Source organism: Streptomyces sp. B93, from assembly GCF_018070565.1.
Lineage (GTDB): Bacteria > Actinomycetota > Actinomycetes > Streptomycetales > Streptomycetaceae > Streptomyces.
This window is the reverse complement of sequence record NZ_JAGPXL010000049.1, coordinates 19,696-41,743: the sequence shown is the minus strand read 5'-3', so window position 1 is coordinate 41,743 and position 22,048 is coordinate 19,696. Positions and strand designations below refer to the sequence as shown.

The window sequence follows — 22,048 nt, the reverse complement described above, 5'->3', positions numbered from 1 at the left end:
CCGTCCGGCGCCCCACCCCTGTCGCCCTCTGGGCTCCCCACCCCCACCCACGACCAATGGAAGGGACAGACAACCCATGTCCACCGAAGCCGCCAACGCCGCCCCGACCTACGGGAACTGGCGCCGACCGCGGCGCCCCGGCCTCGGGCCGTTCGGGCTGATCGGCACCGTAGGACTGTTCGGCGGGCTCGTCCTCGACCTGATGGTGTCGCTCGTCTCACTGCCGCTCACGCTGGTGGTGGTGCTGATCCAGGCCCTGTTCCTGCTGCCGCTCGCCGTGCGCACCCAGGACGGCCGCAACGTCTACCAGTTGCTCGCCCTGCGCGTGAGCTGGTTCCGGCGCCGCGCCAAGGGGTCGACCAGCTACGTCTCCGGGCCGCTGTCACCGCGCCCCGGCGGCACCTTCCGCCCGCCGGGCCTGCTCAGCCGGGTGAAGGTGTCCGAGGGCAGGGACGCCTACGACCAGCCCTTCGGCGTACTGCACCACCCCGGCAAGAACCTCTACACCATCGTGCTCGGCTGCGAACCCGACGGCGGTTCCCTGGTCGACTCCGACCAGATCGACAACTGGGTGGCGGCCTGGGGCCACTGGCTGGCCAGGCTCTCCAGCGAGCCGGGCCTGCGCGGCGCCTCCGTGATCGTGGAGACCGCCCCGGACTCCGGGACCCGGCTCGCCAACGAGGTGCTGCCGCGCATCGACCCCAACGCCCCCGCGGCGGCCCGGGCCGTGATGGAGGAGGTGGTGCAGCGCTACCCCACCGCCTCCTCGGAGATGCACACCTACCTGGCGCTGACGTACGGCATGCCGCCCGGGCAGAAGCGCCGCGGCGAGGACCTCATCGCCGACCTGGCCGTCCGTATACCCGGACTGCTGGAGGGCGTGGTCCGGGCGGGCGGCGGACCGGCGACGCCCCTGTCGGCCGAGCGGATCGCCGAGGTGGTCCGGGTGGCCTACGACCCGGCCGTGGCCGCGGACGTCCTGGAGGCCCGCGCCGTACACGGCGGCACGGGGCTGGGCTGGGAGGACGCCGGTCCCGCCGCCGCCATCGAGAAGGTCAACGCCTACCAGCACGACTCGGGCGTCTCGCGCACCTGGATGCTCACCCTGGCACCGCGCGGCACGGTCCGCGCCCAGGTGCTGCGCGGCCTGCTGGAGGACGCGCCCGGCACCCGTCGCAAGCGGGTGGCGCTGCTGTACCGGCCGATCGACCCGGCGACCTCGGCGCGCATCGTCGAGGCCGACCGGCGTGCGGCGCAGTTCATGGCCACCTCCCGGCGCGGCATGGTGCAGGCGCGCGCCGCCAACGAGGTGCGCGCCGCCGAGCAGACGGCGGTGGAGGAGGCCACTGGTGCCGGGCTGGTGGAGTTTTCGCTGATGGTGACGGTGACGGTGGACTCCGACGCCGAACTCGACGACGCGAACGTGACGGTACGCAACCTGCTGGCCGGGGCGCGGCTCCTGATGCGTCCGGCCGACCGGATGCAGGCGGCGGCGTTCAGCTGCACCCTGCCGGTCGGAATCCTGCCGTGGGAGCACACCCTGGTGCCGCGCGAACTGAAGGAGGCGCTGTGAGGACGCGCGTACGAGCGACGGAAGGGCGCGGGGCGCACGGGGAGCGGCCCGCGACGCCCGGGAAACGGCCGGGGGCGCACCCGGACGACGACACCCCGGTCCCGCACCGCGACGAGGACCCGGACCGCAAGCCCTCCCGCAAGAGCACCGCCCCCGACCGCCCCCGCAAGGAACCCCCGATCCCGGCCCGGGGCTGGCCCGGCCCCGGCGGCGGCCAGGTCGCCAACATGGACCCGCCGTCGATGTGGCGGGCCACCACCGTGCAGGCGTGCGGACTGTGGCCGTTCGCTGCGGGCTCGGGCGCCCCCATGACCGGCGTCCCGCTCGGCCAGCACCTCTACACCGGGGCCACGGTGTGCGGTGACCCGCTGTCCTGGTTCACCCGCGCCCACTACATCTCCAACCCGTCGCTGTTCATGCTCGGCATGCCGGGCCTGGGCAAGTCCACGCTGGTCAACCGCATGCTCATCGGGCTGGCCGCGACCGGTGTGGTGCCGCTGGTGCTGGGCGACCTCAAGCCCGACTACGCCGACACCGTGCGCGCCCTGGGCGGTCAGGTCATCTCCATCGGCCGCGGCGTGGGCGGCATCAACGTCCTCGACCCCGGTGCCATGGGCGCCGCCGCCCAGCGGATCGGCGGCGAGGCGGGCCGGGTGCTGGAGGCGGAGACGCACGGCCGTGTCCTCAACATGGTCGCCGCGCTGATCACCATCGTGCGGGACAGCGCCATGAGCGACCACGAGCAGTCCGTGCTCTCCGCGGCCCTGCACCACCTGCGCGAACGCACCCCGCCGGGCCGCGCCCCGCTGCTGCCCGAGCTGGTGCGGGTCCTCGCCGAAGGGCCGCCCCGGGTGCGGGCGGTGACCCTGGACCGCGGTGACGAGTCCCGTTACCGCGACGCGGTGGACCCGCTGCACCGCTCACTGCTCGGCATCCTGGACGGTCCGCTCGGCGACACCTTCGCCGCCGAGACGTCCACCCGTATCGACCTCAACTCCTCCGCGGTGTGCATGGACATCTCCCGGATCGGGGAGGCGGACACCCAGCTCACCGCGGCGGCGATGCTCGCGGCCTGGTCCGACGGCCTGGGCACGGTCGCCGCCTCGCACGCCCTCGCGGACGCCGGACTCGCGCCCCGGCGCTGGTTCTTCACCGTCCTGGACGAGCTGTGGCGTCCGCTGCGCGCGGCCTCCGGCATCGTCGACCGCATCGACGCGCTGACCCGCCTCAACCGCACCCTCGGCCTCGGCGACGCCAAGATCACCCACACCCTGAAGGACGCCGAGGCGCTCGGCACCGACGCCGACCGCGTCAAGGCGCGCGGCTTCGTCGAACGCGCCGGGATGGTGGTGTGCGCCGGGCTGCCCCGCCAGGAGATGGAGGAGCTGGGCCACATCGTGGGCCTGTCCCGCCGGGAGATCGAACTCGTCTCCTCCTGGTCCTCCCCGCCCGGCTGGGCCGCGCACGGCGACCGCGAGGAGCCGCCCGGCCGGGGGCGCTTCCTGATCAAGGTCGGTGGCCGTCCGGGCATCCCCATCCAGGTCGCCATCACCGACACCGAACGGCACCTGCACGACACGAACAAGCGCTGGGCGGCGAACCAGCCCACCGACGGCCCCCGGTGACCACGACAGCGGACGAGAGGTGAACCCATGAGCGGCGGCACCGCGGCCAAGGGCCGCATGTACGGCGGCGAACTCATGCCGTGGGCGATCGTGCTGGTGGCGGGCGGCTTCCTCGTCCTGTTCGGGGGCGTCTGGCTCGGCGGCACCCTGGGCGCGGCGGTGACCGGCTCCGGCTGGCACCCCCCGGCGTTCGGCCTGGCGTCGTTCGGCGCCCTGCTCACCGAGGGCCCGGACGCCCTGTGGCCGGGCGCGTCGACGGCCGGGGTGACGGCGGGCATCGTCGTCGTCTTCGGCGTCGTCGTCACGCTCGTGGTCCTCACCGTCCGCAAGGCGGTGAGCTACCTCGCCCAGCCCAAGGGCCTCGCCCGGCAGCGGGACCTGGCCGCCCTCGCCCCGGACGGCATCGCGGCCCGCGCCCGCGAACTGCGCCCCTCCCTCAAGGGCCGTACGGAACTCCACCCCGACGAGACCGGCAACCTCCTCGGCGACCTCGCCCCGAAGGGCCCCGAACTGCGCTCCTCCTTCGAGGACGTGGAGCTGGACCTGATGGCCCCCCGGGCGGGCAAGTCCACCGGCATCGCCGTCCCCCGCGTGCTGCGCGCACAGGGCGCGGTGCTGCTGACCTCCAACAAGTCCGACGTGTACGCCGTCACCCGCGCCGAACGCGCCAAGAAGGGCCGGGTGTGGACGTTCGACCCGCAGGGCATCGCGCACGCCCCGCGCGAGATGTGGTGGAACATCCTGGCCGACTGCCACACCATCGAGGGCGCCCGCCGTCTGGCCGGGCACTTCGTGGCGTCCGTCAACGACGACCAGTCGAAGAAGGACTTCTGGATCTCCGCGGCGCAGAACACCCTCACCGCGCTGTTCCTCGCCGCAGCCCGCGGCAAGGCGTCCGTCCTGGACCTGCTGACCTGGCTCGCCGACCCGGCCGACCGCACGCCCGTCGACCTGCTGCGGGACGTCAACATGGTCGCCATGGCCGAGCAGTTGCAGGGCACGGTGCGCGGCGCGGTGGAGACCCGCGACGGCATCTACGAGACGGCCCGGCAGTGCGTGGCCTGTCTGCTGGACCCGGAGATCGTGGCGTGGGTGACACCGGACCCGCACCTCCCGGAGTTCAGGCCGCACGAGCACGTCCTCGGCAAGGACACCCTCTACCTGCTCTCCAAGGACGGCGGCGGCTCGGCGGCGGGCGTGATCGCGGGCCTCGCGGACGCGACGATGCGCGCCGGTGTGGTCGCCGCCGAGCGGATGGGCGGGCGCCTGGACCCGCCGATGACCGCCGTCCTCGACGAGGCGGCCAACGTCTGCCGCATCTCCGACCTGCCCGACCTGTACAGCCACTTCGGCTCGCGCGGCATCAACGTCGTCACCCTGCTCCAGAGCTACCGGCAGGGCAGCCGGGTGTGGGGCGAGGCGGGCATGGACGCCCTGTGGAGCGCGGCCACGATCAAGTTGCTCGGGGCGGGCCTGGACGACGCCGACTTCGTGGAGAAGATCTCCAAGCTGGTCGGTAACAGCGACATCCGCACCCCGTCCGTCACCCGCAGCAAGGAGGGCGTGTCCCGCTCGTACTCCTACCGTCTGGACCCGGTGCTTCCCGCGGACCGCATCCGCGCCCTGCCCAAGGGCACCGCCCTGCTCCTGGCCACCGGCGTACGCCCCGCGCTGATCCGGCTGCGCCCCTGGTACCTGGAGCCGGGCGCGGCGGCCATCTCGGCGGCGGCCAAGGCGGAGACGGCGGCGATCACGGAACGCGCCACGCGCTCCTGGACGGGCCCCGCGTCACCCGCCCCCACGGAGGCGGCCAGCAGATGGCAGCGCGGCGCGGTCACCCTGAACAAGCCCGCACCATGAAGCACCAGCCCACACCATGCGGCACCAGTCCACACCATCGGCACCAGCCCACACCATCGGCACCAGCCCACACCACGAAGCACAAACTCACACCACGAAGCACAAACTCACGGCCTACGCGCCAACGTCACCGCCCGCAGCAGCCACTCCGCCGGACCGTACCGGAAGCGCCGCACCACCCAGCCGCTGACCGCGAGCTGAACGCCGTACAGGACGAGGCACCCGGCGAGGAGCGCCAGTGTGCCGGTCCGCCCGTACAGCCCCAGCCCGTACCCGGTGAAGACGACCGCCATGACCAGCGACTGGCCGAGGTAGTTCGTCAGCGCGAGCCGCCCGGCGGACCCGAGCACAACGCCAACACGACGCCCGCCCCCCGCCGCCCCCACCCACAACAACAGCCCACAGGCATACGCCGCCGTGAGCGCGGGCCCGGTGAGCACCCCGACGGCGGACCCGACGTCGTACCACCGGCTGTCGAGCGGCCCGTTACGGCAGACCGCCATGACGACACCCCCGGCCAGCCCCACCGGCAGCCCCCACCTCACGACCCGCCGCATGACCGCCCGGTACCGGCCGACGTCGGCGAGCAGCCCCACCCTCCCCGCGGCGAGCCCCACCAGCAGAGCGGCGAGGATGTCGAGGGCGTAGAGGACGTTCCACCCCAGGGTGTCGCGCAGCCGCCGCAGATTGGCCTCGACGACGGAGCCGGGACCACCCCGGTAGGCCGCGGCCCGCTCCTCCGCCCACGCCGCGACGGCTCCCGCCCGCAGGGGCTGCGCGTAGACGACGGTGAACAGCCCCCAGGCCAGCAGGAACGCCGCACACCCCACGACAAGCCAGACCGCGACACGGACCGCGGTCCGGGGTGCGATGTCCCGCAGCGCGAACAGGACGAGGCTCAGCGCCGCGTAGACCATCAGCACATCACCGGAGAACAGCAGCACGCCGTGGGCGAGACCGAGCGCGAGGAGACAGAGCAGCCGGCGCAGGTGCCGGGGCGCGAAGGGCGCCCCCGCCCGCTCGGCGGCGGCCCGCTGGAGGACGAAGCTGTAGCCGAAAAGAAAGGCGAACAGCGGATAGAACTTACCGGCGACGAGCGCGGTCACCAGCCAGGCCGCGACGTCGTCCGCCCGTCCGCTGCCCACCCGCGGCCCGGCCATGACCGACGCGTTGACCAGCAGGATGCCGAACAGCGCGAACCCGCGCAGGACATCGACCTCACGGACACGGGTCCGCGCAGGGGACGGGGCGGACACAAGGAACATCGGGGCCTCCTCGACTCAGGGGGCACCACGGCACGGGAACGCCGACGGTTCAGTACGCCGGAACCGAGGGGAACGCGTTGAACCCTCCACACCCGTCACACGTTGCGCCGTGACACAGCCAGCAGAAAGGACCACCGCATGTGGACCCACCGCCGTCCGCGCGGCCGCGACGAGCGAACCGCCCCCCGCGACACCACGTACGGCTTCCTCTCCCTGGACGAGGGCGCCTACTTCCGCTCCCAGGTCCGCGAGGCCTTCGCCGAACGCGGCCTGGAGGTCACGATCCACGCCACGGAGGTCAGCGACAGCGCGGGCCGCCACTTCGCCCTGACCGACCTGGCGGCGGTCTGCCACCACGACGCCGGGGGCCGCGGCCGGTGGCCACGGGTGATCCGCGACCACGTGGACCGCGTACTGAGGGTGGCGGACGGCCCGTCCCCGCTGGACTCCCTCCCCCACGAGGAACTGCTCACCCGGCTACGCCCCTGGGTGGTGACCGCGGACGTCCTGACCCCGGACGCCGCCGCTCCCATGGCCCACACCCACGCCCGCGTCGTGGCCCCGGGCCTCTGCGAGGTCCTGGCCCTGGACCTCCCGGAAAGCGTCATGCCCCTCACGGACGAGGCGCTGTCCTCACTGGGCGACCTCGTGGACCTACGCCGCCGGGCGCTGGCCAACCTCCGCGCCCTCCCGCTGGAAACCCACTCGATCCTGCACGGCCCGGACGGTATCCGCTTCCACGTCCTCACGGGCGAGTCCTTCTTCACCTCCAGCCGCGCCCTGACGGCCGACCAACTGACCCGCGACCTCACGGGCCACGACCTGTCCCCGGCGGGAGCCCTGCTGTCCATGCCCAACCGCTACACGCTGGCCCTGAGCCCCATCACCACGGCCATCCCTCTCCTCCCCACCCTGGACGGCATGACCGCCTTCACCACCGCCAACCACACCCACGCGGTGGGCCCGGTCACCCCGGACGTCTACTGGTGGCACCACGGCATCCTGACCCGCCTGATCCACCACCACACCGGAGAACCGCACCTCACCCGGCCCGCGGAATTCGACCTGCTCCTCATGCGCCTGACGGACGACGACGCCGGAGAACGCCCTTGACCCGCCGCCGCCACGGTACGACCGCGGGCCCCGCCACCTCGGCCAACAGCAGCCGGTACGCGTCGGGTTCCCGCGCGAAGTCGGCCGTGGCCGCGAGGACGGCCCGCTCGGCGTCCTGCCCCCGGAGCAGATCGACGGAGGTCTGCGCGAAACGCTCGGCCAGCCCGTCCCGCTCGGCGTCGGCCAGCAGCAGCCGCAGCTCGGCCACCGCCCGGTCGGCATCGCTCCGGGCCACCGGACCCGCGCGCAGCCTGCTCCGCAGTCCGGCGGCGGGCGCCGCGTCGTCCAGCAGCCCCTGAAGCCGCCGCGTCAGCCGCCGCGCGAGAGCCGCCGTCTCTCCCGCCCGCGGCCCGGCCTCCCGCAGCACCCAGAGCCCGGTGACCAGTCGCGAACCGTCCGCACCACCACTCCCCTGAGCCAGGGCATCGGGGTGGCGCCCCTCTTCCCTCACCACCGACACGACCCGCTCGTAGTCCTCGGCCACCCACTCCGCGGCCTCGGACAACTCGGCCGCACGCCGGACGACCCGAGCCCGCACACCGAGAACCCGGGGCAGGGCACGCAGGTTCCCCCCGACCAGCCCGAGGGCGATGAGCGACGCCCCCAGCAGCAGGCACACGTCGGAGACGTTGAGCCCTTGCTCACCGGCGGCAAGCTCCTCCAGATTCCCGCGCTGGGGCCCTTCGGTGAGCATGTACGCGGTGTCCCAGCCGTAGCCACGACTGTCGGAGTACCGCGGCGCCTTGAGCAGCTCGGACCGGCCGGGATCACACTGGTAGTCCGCTTCCCTCGTCCGCCCCTGATACGGGTCCTCCCACCGGACGGTGCACGACCCGTCGGCCTCCTCCTCCACCACCGTCAGATCGACCTGCCGCGCCTCGGGCAGGCCCGCCCCGGCGGCATACAGCCACACCGAACAGGCGAAGAACACGCCCCCCAACGTCAACACCCACCGGAAGAACGGCACATGCCTCACCCGGCACCCCCTCCCACGAGTCCCCCCAGAGTCCGCGAGACCTGACCCCAGCGCGAGAAACGACTCCGGCAGCACTCCCCCGAACAGCGCTGCCGGGACCCGGCAGAAGGCAGAGCGCCACCAGCCCGCCAGCGCGTACGCACTTACCGGAGTGCATCCCAGCGCCCCGCGACTGCACCATTGCGCTGGTTTGGGTACCGAGTACAGCCTTCGCGGCGGTCGGGCCACAAGCGGCCGAACTCATCGCCGCACAGACCCCGACCGACGTGTACGGACCCGTGCGTACCCTTGCGGACAACGACGGCGCCCTCCTGCTGGTGGGCGTCGGACTGAACCGGATGACCGCGCTCCACCTGGCCGAGCAGCAGTCCGGCCGACAGCTCCCCGTCCGCTGGGCCCGCGCAGCCGACGGCAGGGTGATCATGGTGGAGACAGGGTCGTGCTCAGAGGGATTCCCACGGCTGGAACCGTGGCTGCGACCGCTGGCACGCACCACCCAGGTGGGCGAGTCCCAATGGAGCGCCTACCCGGCGAAGAAGACCCTCGCCGCCGCGGTCGAAGCCATGACCGCCGACCAGAACGTGACCCACTGCGCCAACCCCCACTGCCTCGCCTGCCGAGACTCGGTCTCCGGCGGCCCAATCGGCCGGGTTCCGCTGGGGTGACACCCCAGACGACAGCGCCCGGTCGCGACGTTCGGTCTCGACACGTTGACGCGGTCCATCCGGACGCCGGACTTACCGTTTCGTGCGCGTCGGCCGTCAGGCGCGTACGTGCAGGGTGTCCAATGGTGCACATGCCGAGCTGAGGAATCGGCGCGGGCGTCGTAGCTGTAGATGGGCCTGGAGGCATCGGCGGTGGCGACTGAGTGAACGGTGACGACCGGGCTCGCCGGGAGTTGAGGTAACGCAGGCTGCGGTGCGATGCGCCCTGCTCGCAGGGTACTTGGTCCGTCGAGGATCGGTCTGGCAGGATCTCGTAATGGCACCTGGAGATCGCCGCCGCCCTGGCCAGTCACTGGGACGACGGACGCCCCGAGAGCCTGACGCCGGCCCATCGCGACGAGATCGCGGATCCTTCCGGACCGGCGGCCATCCCACCGCAGCGGGCCGAACGCAGCCGGCATCCCGGCCGCCGACCCGACGATAGGCTGCTCACCGCCTGGAACGCAGGCACCGTCGACAACTGGGACGGCAGACTACGCCGCCACCCCAGCTACGACCTTGACGGGCAGGCGGTGGCTGCACGGGTATGGCTGGCGCAGAACCAGGTGCTGCTACCGCTACTGGACGACGCCCGAGACCAGTTCGCCACCACCGTCCGGCTGCGTGCTCGAATCCCGCTGGCCCGGCTCGCCCAGGACTACAGCCCGTGCCGCGCACCCGGCACGGCTCCCGAGCCCGATGACTCTGCCGTCGCCATGATGGAGCTGGGCGCAATGTGGGGCGCGCACTGCGACGGCGTGATCGCCCTCAATCCCTCCGAACGCCGTCGGCTGCGCATCCTGCGCGAGGCCCGCAACTTCCTCGCCCACCGCGTCCTCCTCGACGGTGACCGACTCCGCCACTGGTCGAGGAACTGTGCCGCTGAACAAACGGCATCACAGAGCCGGTCAGTAGTGGTAACGAGCCGCGAGGATGACGATCTCCTTCTCCGTCACCAGGTAGACGAGCCGGTGCTCGTCATCGATCCGCCTCGACCACGCCCCGGGCAAGTGGTACTTGAGAGGCTCGGGCTTGCCGATCCCCGTGAAGGGGTCACGCTTGACGTCCTCGATGAGCTTGTTGATCCGAGCCAGCACCTTGCGGTCGTTCTTGAGCCAGGACGTGTAGTCCTCCCAGCCCTGATCCTCAAAGACGAGCCTCACGCAGCACCCTCACGCGCCGCATCCGGCGAGTCAGGGTCGATCAGCTCTCGCTCCGACACGTTGATGTTGGCCAGGGCGTTCTCGTATGCCTTGAGCAACCGGCGAGCGTTCGCCGGAGAGCGCAGCAGATACGAGCCCTCCCGCAGAGCCGCGTAGTCCTCAGCCGAGACAAGTACGGCGTTGCCGTGCTTGGAGACGATCTCGATGGCCTCGTGATCGTCGTTGACCTTCTTGATCAACGGGAAGAGAGCCTTGCGGGCTTCGCTCGCAGTTATCGACATGACCTGACTCCCTACATCAAGTGGTACCGAATAACGTACCACTCTCGACCGTCTTCCTCAGCACCAATTACCAAAGAGCAAGGGGCCGACCCCAGGAGGAGCCGACCCCATCTGACCTGCGAGGCTGCCACGCTGCATACGTCGCGTTACTTCATCCGCTCACACGTTGAAGCGGAACTCCACCACGTCCCCGTCCTGCATCACGTAGTCCTTGCCCTCCATGCGGGCCTTGCCCTTGGCGCGGGCCTCGGCGACCGAGCCCGTGGTGACCAGGTCGTCGAAGGAGATGACCTCGGCCTTGATGAAGCCCTTCTGGAAGTCGGTGTGGATCACGCCGGCGGCTTCCGGGGCGGTGGCGCCGCGCTTGATGGTCCAGGCCCGGGATTCCTTGGGGCCCGCGGTGAGGTAGGTCTGGAGGCCGAGGGTGTTGAAGCCGACGCGGGCGAGGGTGGCGAGGCCGGGCTCCTCGGCGCCGACGGACTCGAGGAGTTCCATGGCGTCCTCCTCGTCCAGCTCTGCCAGGTCGGCCTCAAGCTTGGCGTTGAGGAAGATCGCCTCGGCGGGGGCGACCAGGGCGCGCTGCTCGTCCTTGAAGGCTTCGTCGGTCAGTTCGTCCTCGTCGACGTTGAAGACGTAGAGGAAGGGCTTCGTCGTCAGCAGGTGCAGGTCGTGGAGGAGTTCCGCGCGCTCGCTGCCCTGGACGATGCCGTGGGCGAAGAGGGTCTCGCCCTGGTCGAGGATCTCCTTCGCCTCCTCCACCGCCTTCACCTTCGCGGCCAGGTCCTTCTTGATCCTCGACTCCTTCTGGAGGCGCGGGAGGACCTTCTCGATCGTCTGGAGGTCGGCGAGGATCAGCTCGGTGTTGATGGTCTCGATGTCGTCCTTCGGGGAGACCTTGCCGTCGACGTGGACGACGTTCTCGTCCTTGAAGGCGCGGATGACCTGGCAGATCGCGTCGGACTCGCGGATGTTCGCGAGGAACTTGTTGCCCAGGCCCTCGCCCTCGGAGGCGCCGCGGACGATGCCCGCGATGTCGACGAAGTCGACCGTGGCCGGGAGGATGCGCTCCGACTTGAAGATCGACGCGAGCTTGGCGAGACGGCCGTCGGGGACGCCGACGACGCCGACGTTGGGCTCGATCGTGGCGAACGGGTAGTTGGCCGCGAGCACGTCGTTCTTGGTCAGGGCGTTGAACAGGGTCGACTTGCCGACATTCGGCAGACCGACGATTCCGATCGTGAGCGACACGTTCTCGACTTCCCGTACGTGAGGAGGAGGGGCCCGGAGGGCCAGGCACCGAGACCCGGGGCCGGCCGATCCCCCAGTCTACGGGGTGCCGGGACGCGGCCCGGCGATCCTTCGAACGCTTGGCCAAGGTCGGCGCGACGGCGTGTCCGAGCACCTATTCGACATATTGAACGACCTAAGTTGGTCCAGTGGAGCAACACAGGACGCGACCTCCTCAGCACGGACCGCGACGCGGAGCGCACCCCACCTCGCTGCCACCGCAGAAGGGACGGGGCGGGGCGCGCCCTGCCCGGCCCGTGCGGCCTGTGCGGCCCGTGCGGCCGGGGGGGCGCCCCCTGTCCGGCGACGCCGCCTCCGCCCCCGCCCCGCGCCGCATGCCCAACCCCCGGCTCACCGGGCTCGGGTGCGGGCTGTTCTGTGCCACGGTGATGCTCGTGCTCGGTGCGCTGACGCGGGTGTTGTTCGGGGGCTCGCCGACCGTGTACGGCGTGCTGTTCCTGCCGGTGTGTCTGCTGAGCGCGGTGTGGGTGCGCCGGGGGGACCTGACCAGCGCGCCCGTCGTGGTGCCGATCGGCTTTGCCGCCGGGCTCGTCTTCGTCGCCGATGGCGGGGACGGCTTCAGCGGGTGGATGGTGGGGCTGGCGACCGCTCTGGCCACCGAGGCGGGGTGGTTGTACGGCGGGACCCTCGTCACCGGGGTGATCGTCACCGTACGGAAGGTGCGGCTGATGCGGAGGCGGCGGCGGGTGGCGATGGCCGCGGGCGCGGCTACGGCGGCCAGCGCGGCTACGGCTGCGGCCGTGTCCCGGCGGGGTGGCGCCGGATGACCACCGCGACCGCCCGGCGGTGCGGCCCCCACCCGGCGACCCCCACGGCCGCCCGCCCAGTTGCCGGTCGCTGACCGGCTCGCCGCCCGCCCGGCCGTCTGTCCGTGACCAACGCAGCCGCCCGGCCACTCGCCTCTCGGTGACGACCGCGACCGCCCGGCGAGGTGGCCCCCCGATGACCACGGCGGCGCCGCCCGCCCGGCCGTCTGTCCATGACCCCCGCAGCCGCCCGGCCACTCGCCTCTCCGCGACCACCCCAGCCGCCCGGCAAAGCGGCCCCCGATGCCCCCGCCGCCCCCACCCGACCGTCAGCCCGTGCGCCCCGGCGTCAGTCGCCGACCCGGTCCGCCGCTCTCATCGCCGCGCCCACGATCCCCGCGTTGTTCTGGAGCTGGGCCGGGACGATCTCCGCCTTGATGCCCTCGATGTGGTGGAGGAACTTGGCCGACTTGCGGCTCACCCCGCCGCCGATGATGAACAGCTCGGGGGAGAACAGCATCTCGACATGGGCGAGGTACTTCTGCACGCGGTGCGCCCAGTGCTCCCAGCTCAGGTCCTCGTCCTCCTTGGCCTTGCTGGAGGCGCGCTTCTCCGCGTCGTGGCCGTGCAGCTCCAGGTGGCCCAGCTCGGTGTTGGGGACCAGGCGGCCGTCGATGAAGAGGGCGCTGCCGATGCCGGTGCCGAAGGTGAGGAGGATGACCGTGCCCCTGCGGTCGCGTCCGGCGCCGAAGGCCATCTCGGCGACGCCGGCCGCGTCGGCGTCGTTGACGACCGTCACCGGCAGGCCGCCCAGACGCTCGCCGAACAACGCGCGCGCGTCGGTGTCGATCCAGCTCTTGTCGACATTGGCCGCCGTACGGATCGTGGCGCCGCCGGTCACCACGCCCGGGAAGGTCAGCCCGACCGGGCCCGTCCACCCGAAGTGGTCGACGACCTGTCTGACTCCGTCGGCCACCCCGTCGGGCGTCGCCGGATGGGGGGTGAGCACCTTGAAGCGCTCCGCGGCCAGGTCGCCCCTGTCGAGGTCCACAGGGGCGCCCTTGATACCGGACCCGCCGATGTCCACACCGAAGATCTGCATGGCCCTACGTTACGACGGAGGACTGACAGTCACTCCCGGGCGGTGCCGGTCCGCTCCGCGATCAGCGCCGCCGCCTCCTCGCGCAGGTCACGGCGCAGTTCCTTCGGCAGGGAGAAGGTGATGGACTCCTCGGCCGCCTTCACCAGCTCCACGTCCTCGTAGCCGCGCTGCCCGAGCCACTCCAGGACCTGTTCGACCAGGACCTCGGGGACGGAGGCGCCGGAGGTGACGCCGACCGTGCTCACGCCCTCCAGCCAGGCCTCGTCGATCTCGTCGGCGAAGTCCACCAGGTACGCCTCGCGCGCACCGGCGAGCTTGGCGACCTCGACGAGCCGCTTGGAGTTGGAGGAGTTGCGGGAACCGACGACGATCACCAGCTCCGCCTCCGCGCCCATCTGCTTCACGGCGAGCTGGCGGTTCTGCGTGGCGTAGCAGATGTCGTCGCTCGGCGGGGAGATCAGCTGCGGGAACTTCTCCTTCAGGGCGTCGACGGTCTCCATCGTCTCGTCGACGCTCAGCGTGGTCTGGGAGAGCCAGACGACCTTCGACTCGTCGCGGACCTCGACCTTCGCGACGTCGTCCGGCCCGTCGACGAGCTGGATGTGGTCGGGGGCCTCGCCGGAGGTGCCGATGACCTCCTCGTGGCCCTCGTGTCCGATCAGGAGGATGTCGTAGTCCTCGTCGGCGAAGCGGACGGCTTCCTTGTGGACCTTGGTGACCAGCGGGCAGGTGGCGTCGATGGTGGCGAGGCGGCCCTGCCGGGCCTCCTCGTGGACGGTCGGGGCGACGCCGTGCGCGGAGAACATCACGATGTTCCCCGGAGGGACCTCCTCGGTCCGCTCGACGAAGACGGCGCCCTTCTTCTCCAGGGTCTGTACGACGTACTTGTTGTGGACGATCTCGTGCCGGACGTAGACGGGGGCCCCGTACTGTTCGAGGGCTTTCTCGACGGCGATCACGGCGCGGTCCACACCGGCGCAGTAGCCCCGGGGGGCGGCGAGCAGGACACGGCGGCCAGACGAAGCAGTCATGGCACCCATCGTAAGGCCGCGCCCCCGGCCCCTCGATCTCCCGGTTCGGGCTGTCGGTGACTGTCGGTGCCTGCGACTACGCTCGCGGCATGGCTGTCAACACGTCCGTGGAATCCCCGCTGCCCGTGGGTGAGGTGTCGCGGCTCATCGGGGGCTGGATCGACCGGCTGGGCGCGGTGTGGGTGGAGGGGCAGATCACCCAGCTCTCGCGGCGGCCGGGCGCGGGCGTGGTGTTCCTGACGCTGCGGGATCCGTCGTACGACATCTCGGTGAGCGTCACCTGTTACCGGCAGGTGTTCGACGCCGTCGCGGACATGGTCAGCGAGGGCGCGCGGGTCGTCGTGCACGCGAAGCCGGAGTGGTACGCCCCGCGCGGGCAGCTGTCACTGCGGGCCGCGGAGATACGGCCGGTGGGCGTCGGGGAGCTGCTCGCGCGGCTGGAGCGGCTGAAGAAGGCGCTCGCGGCCGAGGGGCTGTTCGCGCCGGAGCGCAAGAAGCCGCTGCCGTTCCTGCCGCAGCTGATCGGGCTGGTGTGCGGCCGGGCCTCGGCGGCGGAGCGGGACGTGCTGGAGAACGCCCGGCACCGGTGGCCCGCGGTCCGTTTCGAGGTGCGCAATGTGGCCGTGCAGGGCGTGCACGCGGTGCCGCAGGTGGTGCAGGCGGTGAAGGAGCTGGACGCGCTCGACGACGTGGACGTGATCATCGTGGCGCGGGGCGGCGGCAGCGTGGAGGACCTGCTGCCGTTCTCCGACGAGCAGCTGGTGCGGGCGGTGGCGGCCTGTCGTACGCCGGTGGTGTCCGCGATCGGGCACGAGCCGGACAACCCCCTGCTCGACCATGTCGCCGATCTGCGCGCCTCCACGCCCACGGACGCCGCCAAGAAGGTCGTCCCGGACGTCGGTGAGGAGTACGAGCGGGTACGGCTGCTGCGGGACCGCGCGCGGCGCTGCGTGGACGCCTTCCTCGACCGGGAGGAGCGTGGCCTGGCGCATGCGCTCGCCCGGCCGTCCATAGAGGACCCGCACCGGATGATCGACGAGCGCGCCGACCAGGTGGCGTCGCTTCTCGACCGGGGCCGCCGTTGCTTCGGGCACCAGCTGGACCGCGGCCTCTCCGACCTGACGCACACGCACGCGCGCGTGGTGGCCCTCTCCCCGGCGGCCACCCTGAAGCGGGGTTACGCGGTGCTCCAGAAGGCGGACGGCCATGTCGTCCGCACCCCTGACGAGGTGGCCGCCGAGGAGCCGCTGCGGGCGCGGGTGGCCGAGGGCGAGTTCTCCGTACGAGTTGACACGAAGGTGAGCGAATGACCAGCAGGACGGACGAGGCGCTCGGGTACGAGCAGGCGCGCGACGAGCTGATCGACGTCGTACGACGGCTGGAGGCGGGCGGTACGACGCTGGAGGAGTCGCTGGCGCTCTGGGAGCGGGGCGAGGAGCTGGCGAAGGTGTGCCGCCGCTGGCTGGACGGCGCGCGGGCGCGGCTGGACGCGGCGCTGGCCGAGGAGGAGGCGGAGGAAGCGGAGGAAGCGGCCCGGCAGGAGGCCCCGGAGGACTAAGCCGCGCGGCCAGAGCCCCTCCGAACCTGCGAGGTCTGTGAAGCGGATCACCACGTCCCGCTTTTGGTTGAACATTGAACTTCCCTCACGTACATTCACTGTTGTCAGCCGATCCCCCCGGACCGACAACGCGAGAAAGCCGAACCATGTCCCTCGTTCTTGACCCCGCCGCCCAGGACCTGCTGTTCCGTGAGGCCCGCACCGCGAACACCTTCACCGACGAGCCCGTCACCGACGAGCAGATCCAGGCCGTCTACGACCTGATCAAGTACGGCCCGACGTCGATGAACCAGTCGCCGCTGCGCATCACCCTGGTCCGCTCGGCCGAGGCCCGCGAGCGCCTGGTCGGCCTCATGGCCGACGGCAACAAGGAGAAGACCGGCAAGGCCCCGCTGGTCGCGATCCTCTCCGCCGACAACGAGTTCCACCACGAGCTGCCGACGCTGTTCCCGCACTTCGAGGGCGCCAAGGACATGTTCGAGGGCTTCGGCCGCGAGGCCCGCGAGAGCCAGGCCACCCTGAACGCCGCCCTCCAGGCCGCCTACTTCATCGTCGGCCTGCGCTCCGCCGGACTGGCCGCCGGTCCGATGACCGGCGCCGACCTGGAGGGCGTCCGCAAGGAGTTCCTGGACGACGACCACACCCCGCTGATGGTCGTCAACATCGGCAGGCCCGGCGAGAACGCCTGGTTCCCGCGCTCCCCGCGGCTGGCGTACGACGAGGTCGTCACCACCGTGTGAGCCGCGCGCACAGCATGAAGAGACCCCCGGTGCCCACCGGGGGTCTCTTCTTCGTCCATGACATCCACGACGCCTACGACATCTTCAGCGCCCCCGCCATCTGCGCGAGCTGCTCGAACGAGCCCGTACCGGCGACCACCGTCGTCGAGCCCTTGGTGTCGGCGGTCTCCTCCAGCACCAGCGCGTCGTACCGGCCGCCCGTGTACCGGGTCCAGGTACGGCCGCCGATCTCCTCGGTGGTCTTCGTGCCGGTCGACCCCAGGCTGGTCTCGTTGATGAACTTCGTCCGCCGCTGAGTCGACTGCGCGATCTCCACGTACTCCCCGTCGGGTGCGTGGAAGCCGAGGTGCCAGGTCTTGTGGGGCTCGCCCCTGAAGCGGACGGAGGTGGGCTTCCAGCTCTCCGGCAGGCCCTCCGGGGCGGCCACCGGGTAGGTGGCGGCGCGGCGTGCGGTGAGCAGCTCCACTCGGTAGTCCACCCGAGGAAGGTCGGGATCCTTGTCCTCGTGCGGGGTGAAGAGGTAGATGACCCCTGCCGCGAGCACGCTCACCGAGAGGGAGAGCACCATGCCGCGGATCGTCTTCTGCTTGCGATTCGTCCCTGCCACGCCCCCTATCGTCGCAGGTGGCCCACTCCGCTCATCCGTGGGGTTCCCTGCTCATTCTGTCGGCCTGGGGATAGAGTCATGGCCAACACCCTCATCCGGCCGTCGTCGTATCAGAAAGGTGCGCTCCGATGACCGAGCATCATCTGCCGTCCGAACTCGATGTCCCCTCCGAGGCCCCCGACCGCAACCTCGCCCTGGAACTCGTCCGGGTCACCGAAGCCGCGGCGATGGCCGCGGGCCGCTGGGTCGGCCGCGGCGACAAGAACGGCGCCGACGGGGCGGCGGTGCGCGCCATGCGCACCCTCGTCTCGACCGTCTCCATGAACGGCGTCGTCGTCATCGGGGAGGGCGAGAAGGACGAGGCCCCGATGCTCTTCAACGGGGAGCGGGTCGGTGACGGCACCGGCCCCGAGTGCGACATCGCCGTCGACCCGATCGACGGGACCACCCTGACCGCCAAGGGCATGCCCAACGCGATCGCCGTGCTGGCGGCGGCCGAGCGGGGCTCGATGTTCGACCCGTCGGCCGTCTTCTACATGGACAAGCTGGTCACCGGCCCCGACGCCGCCGACTTCGTCGACATCAACGCGCCGGTCTCCGTCAACATCCGGCGGGTCGCCAAGGCCAAGCGCTCCACCCCCGAGGACGTCACCGTCGTCATCCTCGACCGGCCCCGGCACCAGGGCATCATCGAGGAGATCCGGGAGACCGGGGCCCGTATCAAGCTGATCTCCGACGGCGATGTGGCCGGTTCGATCCTCGCCCTGCGCGAGGGCACCGGCATCGACCTGCTGCTCGGCATCGGCGGGACGCCGGAGGGCATCATCTCGGCCTGCGCCGTGAAGTGCCTCGGCGGCACCATCCAGGGCAAGCTCTGGCCGAAGGACGACGACGAGCGGCAGCGGGCGCTGGACGCCGGGCACGACCTGGACCGGGTGCTGACGACCGAGGACCTGGTCACCGGGGAGAACGTGTTCTTCGTCGCGACCGGGATCACCGACGGGGAGTTGCTGCGGGGGGTGCGGTACCGGTCGGAGACGGCGACGACCGACTCGATCGTGATGCGGTCGAAGTCGGGGACGGTGCGGCGGATCGATTCGGAGCACCGGCTGAGCAAGTTGCGGGCGTACAGCGCGATCGACTTCGACCGGGCGAAGTAGCTCCGCCGGTTGCGGGAGGGGATCCGTGCGGGTTCGTTGTGGTTGCTCGCGCAGTTCCCCGCGCCCCTGAGGGCATGCGGTTCCCCGTGTGAAGAAGGTCGCCGGACGACCACCAAAAGAAAGAGGGGGCGCCTCCGGTGCGGAGGGGGCGCCCCCTGTTCGTTGTCAGCCTGCGGCCGCTATGCGGTTGGTCGCTCGGGCGGCCTTCTTCAGCTCCAGGTCGCGGCGGCGGCGCCGGGCGAGGACGACTCTGCGCTCGGCGGCGGTGAGGCCTCCCCAGACGCCGTACGGCTCGGGCTGGAGCAGGGCGTGCTCGCGGCACTCGACCATGACCGGGCAACGGGCGCAGACGCGCTTGGCGGCCTCCTCGCGGGAGAGCCGGGCGGCGGTGGGTTCCTTCGACGGGGCGAAGAACAGGCCGGCCTCGTCACGTCGGCACACCGCCTCGGTGTGCCAGGGCGCGTCTTGGTCCCTGTCCCGCGCTGGTACCCGCTGGGCCGGAGCGGCAGCTACCTGCAAGGACGAATGCGGCGGTTGCGGCACGGTCTACTCCTGACGACGGCTTCGCGAGCGAGAGACGATGCAGCAAGGTCTACCCGCTGTGCGCGCGCCTATGCAGGGAGTCCCCAACGGCCGTACGGCCGCGGTTAGTTCACTTCCATCAGTGACCGAGATGCTTGCGCAGACCCCGGTCGAGCTTGCGGTCGATCTTGCGCTGCACGCGGTCCAGGATGTCCGTGACCAGCTTGCCCCGCTTGGCCCGCGCCTCGATGTTGCCCATCACCGACCAGCCCTCGACGAGGATGACGGGCGCCTCCGGGTCGCGGGAGTCGAGGGTGTCGACCTCGAAGTTGCCGAAGACGCCACCGCCCGAGCCGTGCAGCGACACGTTCTCCGGGACGTCGATCTCGACGTTGCCGAAGACGGAGACCGCCTTGATGACGACCTGCTGGTACTCGAAGAGCGCCTCGCTCAGGTCGATCTCCACGTTGCCGAAGATCGCGTACGCGTGGATACGGCGGCCCGCGCGCCAGCGGCCCTTGCGGCCGGCGCTGCTGAAGACCGCGACGACGTTGTCATCGGGCTCGACGGGTATGGCGCCCGGGGTGGGGCGGCCGGGGGTGAACGGCGGGGCGGACGGGCGCGGCTGGTGACCGCCGGGCAGGTCGCGGACGAGGGGAGCCAGCTCGCCGACCGTCCGGGCGCGGTACGCCCGCTCGACGCGCTCGGCGTGCTCGTCGGCGGTCAGACGGCCCTCGGCGAGGGCGTCGCGCAGGATGTCCGCGGTCTGGTCCCGGTCGGCGTCCGAGGCACGCAGCTCCTCGGGAGCCGGGTCCCCGGTGGCGGCGGGCGGGGGCTCGGACGCGGGCGCGGTCTGCTTCTGAAGGTCCACGGCAGCAGCGTACCGAAACACGATAGATCGCGATAGCCCCCGGAAGGGGTCGTCGTGGCTTCAACTGAGCCTTACCTCACAGGTCCGGTGTCAGTCGCAGGTTCTACGCTGGTGAGCGCCCGCCAACGGAGGCGGGCGGCCGTCTGTCGAGTGAGGAATGGGCGACATGCCTGAGTTCGCGTACACCGATCTGCTCCCCCTGGGAGAGGACACCACCCCCTACCGGCTGGTGACCTCCGAAGGTGTCTCCACCTTCGAGGCCGACGGTCGGACGTTCCTCAAAGTGGAGCCGGAGGCGCTGCGCAAGCTCGCGGAAGAGGCAATCCACGACATCCAGCACTACCTGCGCCCTGCCCACCTCGCCCAGCTGCGCCGCATCATCGACGACCCCGAGGCGTCCGGCAACGACAAGTTCGTGGCGCTCGACCTGCTGAAGAACGCCAACATCGCGGCGGCGGGCGTCCTGCCGATGTGCCAGGACACCGGCACGGCGATCGTCATGGGCAAGCGCGGGCAGAACGTGCTCACCGACGGCGGCGACGAGGAGGCCCTGAGCCGCGGCATCTACGACGCCTACACCAAGCTGAACCTGCGGTACTCGCAGATGGCTCCGCTCACCATGTGGGAGGAGAAGAACACCGGCTCCAATCTCCCGGCCCAGATCGAGCTGTACGCCACCGACGGCGGCGCCTACAAGTTCCTGATCATGGCCAAGGGCGGCGGTTCCGCCAACAAGTCGTTCCTGTACCAGGAGACCAAGGCCGTCCTCAACGAGGCCTCCATGATGAAGTTCCTGGAGGAGAAGATCCGTTCGCTGGGTACGGCCGCCTGTCCGCCGTACCACCTCGCGATCGTCGTCGGCGGTACGAGCGCCGAGTACGCGCTGAAGACCGCGAAGTACGCCTCCGCGCACTACCTGGACGAGATCCCCACCGAGGGGTCGCCGCTCGGGCACGGGTTCCGGGACAAGGAGCTGGAGGAGAAGGTCTTCGAGCTGACGCAGAGGATCGGGATCGGGGCGCAGTTCGGCGGGAAGTACTTCTGCCACGACGTGCGCGTGGTGCGGCTGCCGCGGCACGGCGCGTCCTGCCCCGTCGCCATCGCCGTGTCCTGCTCGGCCGACCGGCAGGCCGTCGCGAAGATCACCGCCGAGGGTGTCTTCCTGGAGCAGCTGGAGACCGACCCGGCGCGGTTCCTGCCCGAGACGACGGACGAGCACCTGGAGGCCGACGGTGACGTCGTCAAGATCGACCTCAACCAGCCGATGGAGTCCGTGCTCGCCGAGCTGACGAAGTACCCCGTCAAGACGCGGCTCTCGCTGACCGGGCCGCTCGTCGTCGCCCGCGACATCGCCCACGCGAAGATCAAGGAGCGGCTGGACGCGGGTGAGGAGATGCCGCAGTACCTGAAGGACCACCCGGTGTACTACGCCGGGCCCGCGAAGACGCCCGAGGGGTACGCGTCCGGGTCCTTCGGGCCGACGACGGCCGGGCGGATGGACTCGTACGTGGAGCAGTTCCAGGCGGCCGGGGGTTCCAAGGTGATGCTCGCCAAGGGCAACCGGAGTAAGCAGGTCACCGACGCGTGCGCCGCGCACGGCGGGTTCTACCTCGGGTCCATCGGTGGGCCCGCGGCCCGGCTCGCGCAGGACTGCATCAAGAAGGTGGAGGTCCTGGAGTACGAGGAGCTGGGGATGGAGGCGGTGTGGAAGATCGAGGTGGAGGACTTCCCGGCGTTCGTCGTCGTTGACGACAAGGGCAACGACTTCTTCCAGGACCCGGCGCCGGCGCCGACGTTCACGTCGATTCCGGTGCGGGGGCCTGGGCTGTCGTAGGGGCGCAGC

The 22,048-nt window shown here is 71.1% G+C and carries 21 protein-coding genes; 11 read left to right on the top strand and 10 right to left on the bottom strand.

The features are described 5' to 3' along the window. The first annotated feature begins 76 nt into the window (after positions 1-76). The 3 genes from KBY47_RS30910 to KBY47_RS30900 all read left to right on the top strand — a co-directional run bounded on the left by KBY47_RS30910 (position 77) and on the right by KBY47_RS30900 (position 5,058). The gene (locus tag KBY47_RS30910; RefSeq protein ID WP_210926984.1) at positions 77-1,573 is read left to right on the top strand and encodes an SCO6880 family protein; all 1,497 of its coding nucleotides are present in this window, start codon (positions 77-79) and stop codon (positions 1,571-1,573) included. Between the two features lie 227 nt (positions 1,574-1,800). Next, positions 1,801-3,198 carry an ATP/GTP-binding protein gene (locus KBY47_RS30905; RefSeq protein ID WP_247695502.1) on the top strand — a complete coding sequence of 466 codons (1,398 nt, stop codon included), beginning with the start codon at positions 1,801-1,803 and terminating at the stop codon, positions 3,196-3,198. Positions 3,199-3,225: 27 nt separating this feature from the next. Beyond that, positions 3,226-5,058: a type IV secretory system conjugative DNA transfer family protein gene (locus KBY47_RS30900; RefSeq protein ID WP_210926982.1), complete on the top strand. Its 1,833-nt coding sequence runs from the start codon at positions 3,226-3,228 to the stop codon at positions 5,056-5,058. A 107-nt stretch (positions 5,059-5,165) separates the two neighbouring features. On the opposite strand, the gene KBY47_RS30895 is transcribed toward KBY47_RS30900, so the two are convergent. After that, on the bottom strand, positions 5,166-6,323 hold the full coding sequence (locus tag KBY47_RS30895) for a DUF418 domain-containing protein (RefSeq protein ID WP_210926980.1): 1,158 nt from the start codon (positions 6,321-6,323) through the stop codon (positions 5,166-5,168). Between the two features lie 138 nt (positions 6,324-6,461). Between KBY47_RS30895 and KBY47_RS30890 the strand changes: the two genes are divergently transcribed. Then, on the top strand, positions 6,462-7,436 hold the full coding sequence (locus KBY47_RS30890; RefSeq protein WP_210926978.1) for a hypothetical protein: 975 nt from the start codon (positions 6,462-6,464) through the stop codon (positions 7,434-7,436). On the opposite strand, the gene KBY47_RS30885 is transcribed toward KBY47_RS30890, so the two are convergent. Then, entirely contained in the window at positions 7,396-8,367 is a 972-nt protein-coding gene (locus KBY47_RS30885) for a hypothetical protein (protein ID WP_210926976.1), read from the bottom strand. The two genes, KBY47_RS30890 and KBY47_RS30885, sit on opposite strands and share 41 nt — an antisense overlap. A gap of 86 nt (positions 8,368-8,453) precedes the next feature. On the opposite strand from KBY47_RS30885, the gene KBY47_RS30880 reads away from it, so the two are divergent. After that, entirely contained in the window at positions 8,454-9,077 is a 624-nt protein-coding gene (locus KBY47_RS30880; protein ID WP_308405356.1) for an AAC(3) family N-acetyltransferase, read from the top strand. Between the two features lie 947 nt (positions 9,078-10,024). On the opposite strand, the gene KBY47_RS30875 is transcribed toward KBY47_RS30880, so the two are convergent. From KBY47_RS30875 to ychF, 3 genes are all read right to left on the bottom strand, one after another. Then, on the bottom strand, positions 10,025-10,279 hold the full coding sequence (locus KBY47_RS30875; protein ID WP_210926974.1) for a Txe/YoeB family addiction module toxin: 255 nt from the start codon (positions 10,277-10,279) through the stop codon (positions 10,025-10,027). Then, entirely contained in the window at positions 10,276-10,560 is a 285-nt protein-coding gene (locus KBY47_RS30870; RefSeq protein ID WP_210926971.1) for a type II toxin-antitoxin system Phd/YefM family antitoxin, read from the bottom strand. Before KBY47_RS30870 ends, KBY47_RS30875 begins: the two co-directional genes overlap by 4 nt. Before the next feature lie 159 nt (positions 10,561-10,719). Next, the gene (gene ychF / locus KBY47_RS30865; RefSeq protein ID WP_210926969.1) at positions 10,720-11,808 is read right to left on the bottom strand and encodes a redox-regulated ATPase YchF; all 1,089 of its coding nucleotides are present in this window, start codon (positions 11,806-11,808) and stop codon (positions 10,720-10,722) included. Positions 11,809-12,182: 374 nt separating this feature from the next. On the opposite strand from ychF, the gene KBY47_RS30860 reads away from it, so the two are divergent. Then, a complete protein-coding gene (locus tag KBY47_RS30860; protein WP_374103134.1) occupies positions 12,183-12,635 on the top strand; it encodes a DUF6542 domain-containing protein in 453 nt (150 codons plus the stop codon). 328 nt (positions 12,636-12,963) lie between these two features. Here KBY47_RS30860 and ppgK read toward each other — a convergent pair whose 3' ends face one another. Both ppgK and KBY47_RS30850 read right to left on the bottom strand, forming a co-directional pair. After that, complete coding sequence (gene ppgK / locus KBY47_RS30855) at positions 12,964-13,716, bottom strand: polyphosphate--glucose phosphotransferase (protein WP_210926966.1); 753 nt, start codon at positions 13,714-13,716, stop codon at positions 12,964-12,966. A gap of 29 nt (positions 13,717-13,745) precedes the next feature. Continuing rightward, positions 13,746-14,756 carry a 4-hydroxy-3-methylbut-2-enyl diphosphate reductase gene (locus KBY47_RS30850; RefSeq protein ID WP_210926964.1) on the bottom strand — a complete coding sequence of 337 codons (1,011 nt, stop codon included), beginning with the start codon at positions 14,754-14,756 and terminating at the stop codon, positions 13,746-13,748. 80 nt (positions 14,757-14,836) lie between these two features. Here KBY47_RS30850 and xseA point away from each other — a divergent pair, with 80 nt between their 5' ends. From xseA to KBY47_RS30835, 3 genes are all read left to right on the top strand, one after another. Next, positions 14,837-16,057: an exodeoxyribonuclease VII large subunit gene (gene xseA / locus KBY47_RS30845; RefSeq protein WP_210926963.1), complete on the top strand. Its 1,221-nt coding sequence runs from the start codon at positions 14,837-14,839 to the stop codon at positions 16,055-16,057. Then, the gene (locus KBY47_RS30840) at positions 16,054-16,305 is read left to right on the top strand and encodes an exodeoxyribonuclease VII small subunit (protein ID WP_210926961.1); all 252 of its coding nucleotides are present in this window, start codon (positions 16,054-16,056) and stop codon (positions 16,303-16,305) included. Before xseA ends, KBY47_RS30840 begins: the two co-directional genes overlap by 4 nt. 146 nt (positions 16,306-16,451) lie before the next feature. After that, on the top strand, positions 16,452-17,045 hold the full coding sequence (locus KBY47_RS30835) for a malonic semialdehyde reductase (protein WP_210926959.1): 594 nt from the start codon (positions 16,452-16,454) through the stop codon (positions 17,043-17,045). Positions 17,046-17,118: 73 nt separating this feature from the next. Here the strand turns inward: KBY47_RS30835 and KBY47_RS30830 are convergent, their stop codons facing one another. Next, entirely contained in the window at positions 17,119-17,652 is a 534-nt protein-coding gene (locus KBY47_RS30830; protein WP_210926957.1) for a DUF4245 domain-containing protein, read from the bottom strand. A 128-nt stretch (positions 17,653-17,780) separates the two neighbouring features. On the opposite strand from KBY47_RS30830, the gene glpX reads away from it, so the two are divergent. Then, entirely contained in the window at positions 17,781-18,812 is a 1,032-nt protein-coding gene (glpX, locus tag KBY47_RS30825; protein ID WP_210926955.1) for a class II fructose-bisphosphatase, read from the top strand. Positions 18,813-18,977: 165 nt separating this feature from the next. On the opposite strand, the gene KBY47_RS30820 is transcribed toward glpX, so the two are convergent. Both KBY47_RS30820 and KBY47_RS30815 read right to left on the bottom strand, forming a co-directional pair. Beyond that, complete coding sequence (locus KBY47_RS30820; RefSeq protein ID WP_210926953.1) at positions 18,978-19,355, bottom strand: WhiB family transcriptional regulator; 378 nt, start codon at positions 19,353-19,355, stop codon at positions 18,978-18,980. A 118-nt stretch (positions 19,356-19,473) separates the two neighbouring features. Beyond that, positions 19,474-20,205 carry a DUF1707 domain-containing protein gene (locus KBY47_RS30815; protein WP_210926950.1) on the bottom strand — a complete coding sequence of 244 codons (732 nt, stop codon included), beginning with the start codon at positions 20,203-20,205 and terminating at the stop codon, positions 19,474-19,476. A 157-nt stretch (positions 20,206-20,362) separates the two neighbouring features. On the opposite strand from KBY47_RS30815, the gene KBY47_RS30810 reads away from it, so the two are divergent. Further along, positions 20,363-22,039, top strand: coding sequence for a fumarate hydratase (locus tag KBY47_RS30810; protein ID WP_210926948.1), 1,677 nt, complete (start codon positions 20,363-20,365; stop codon positions 22,037-22,039). Positions 22,040-22,048 lie beyond the last annotated feature (9 nt).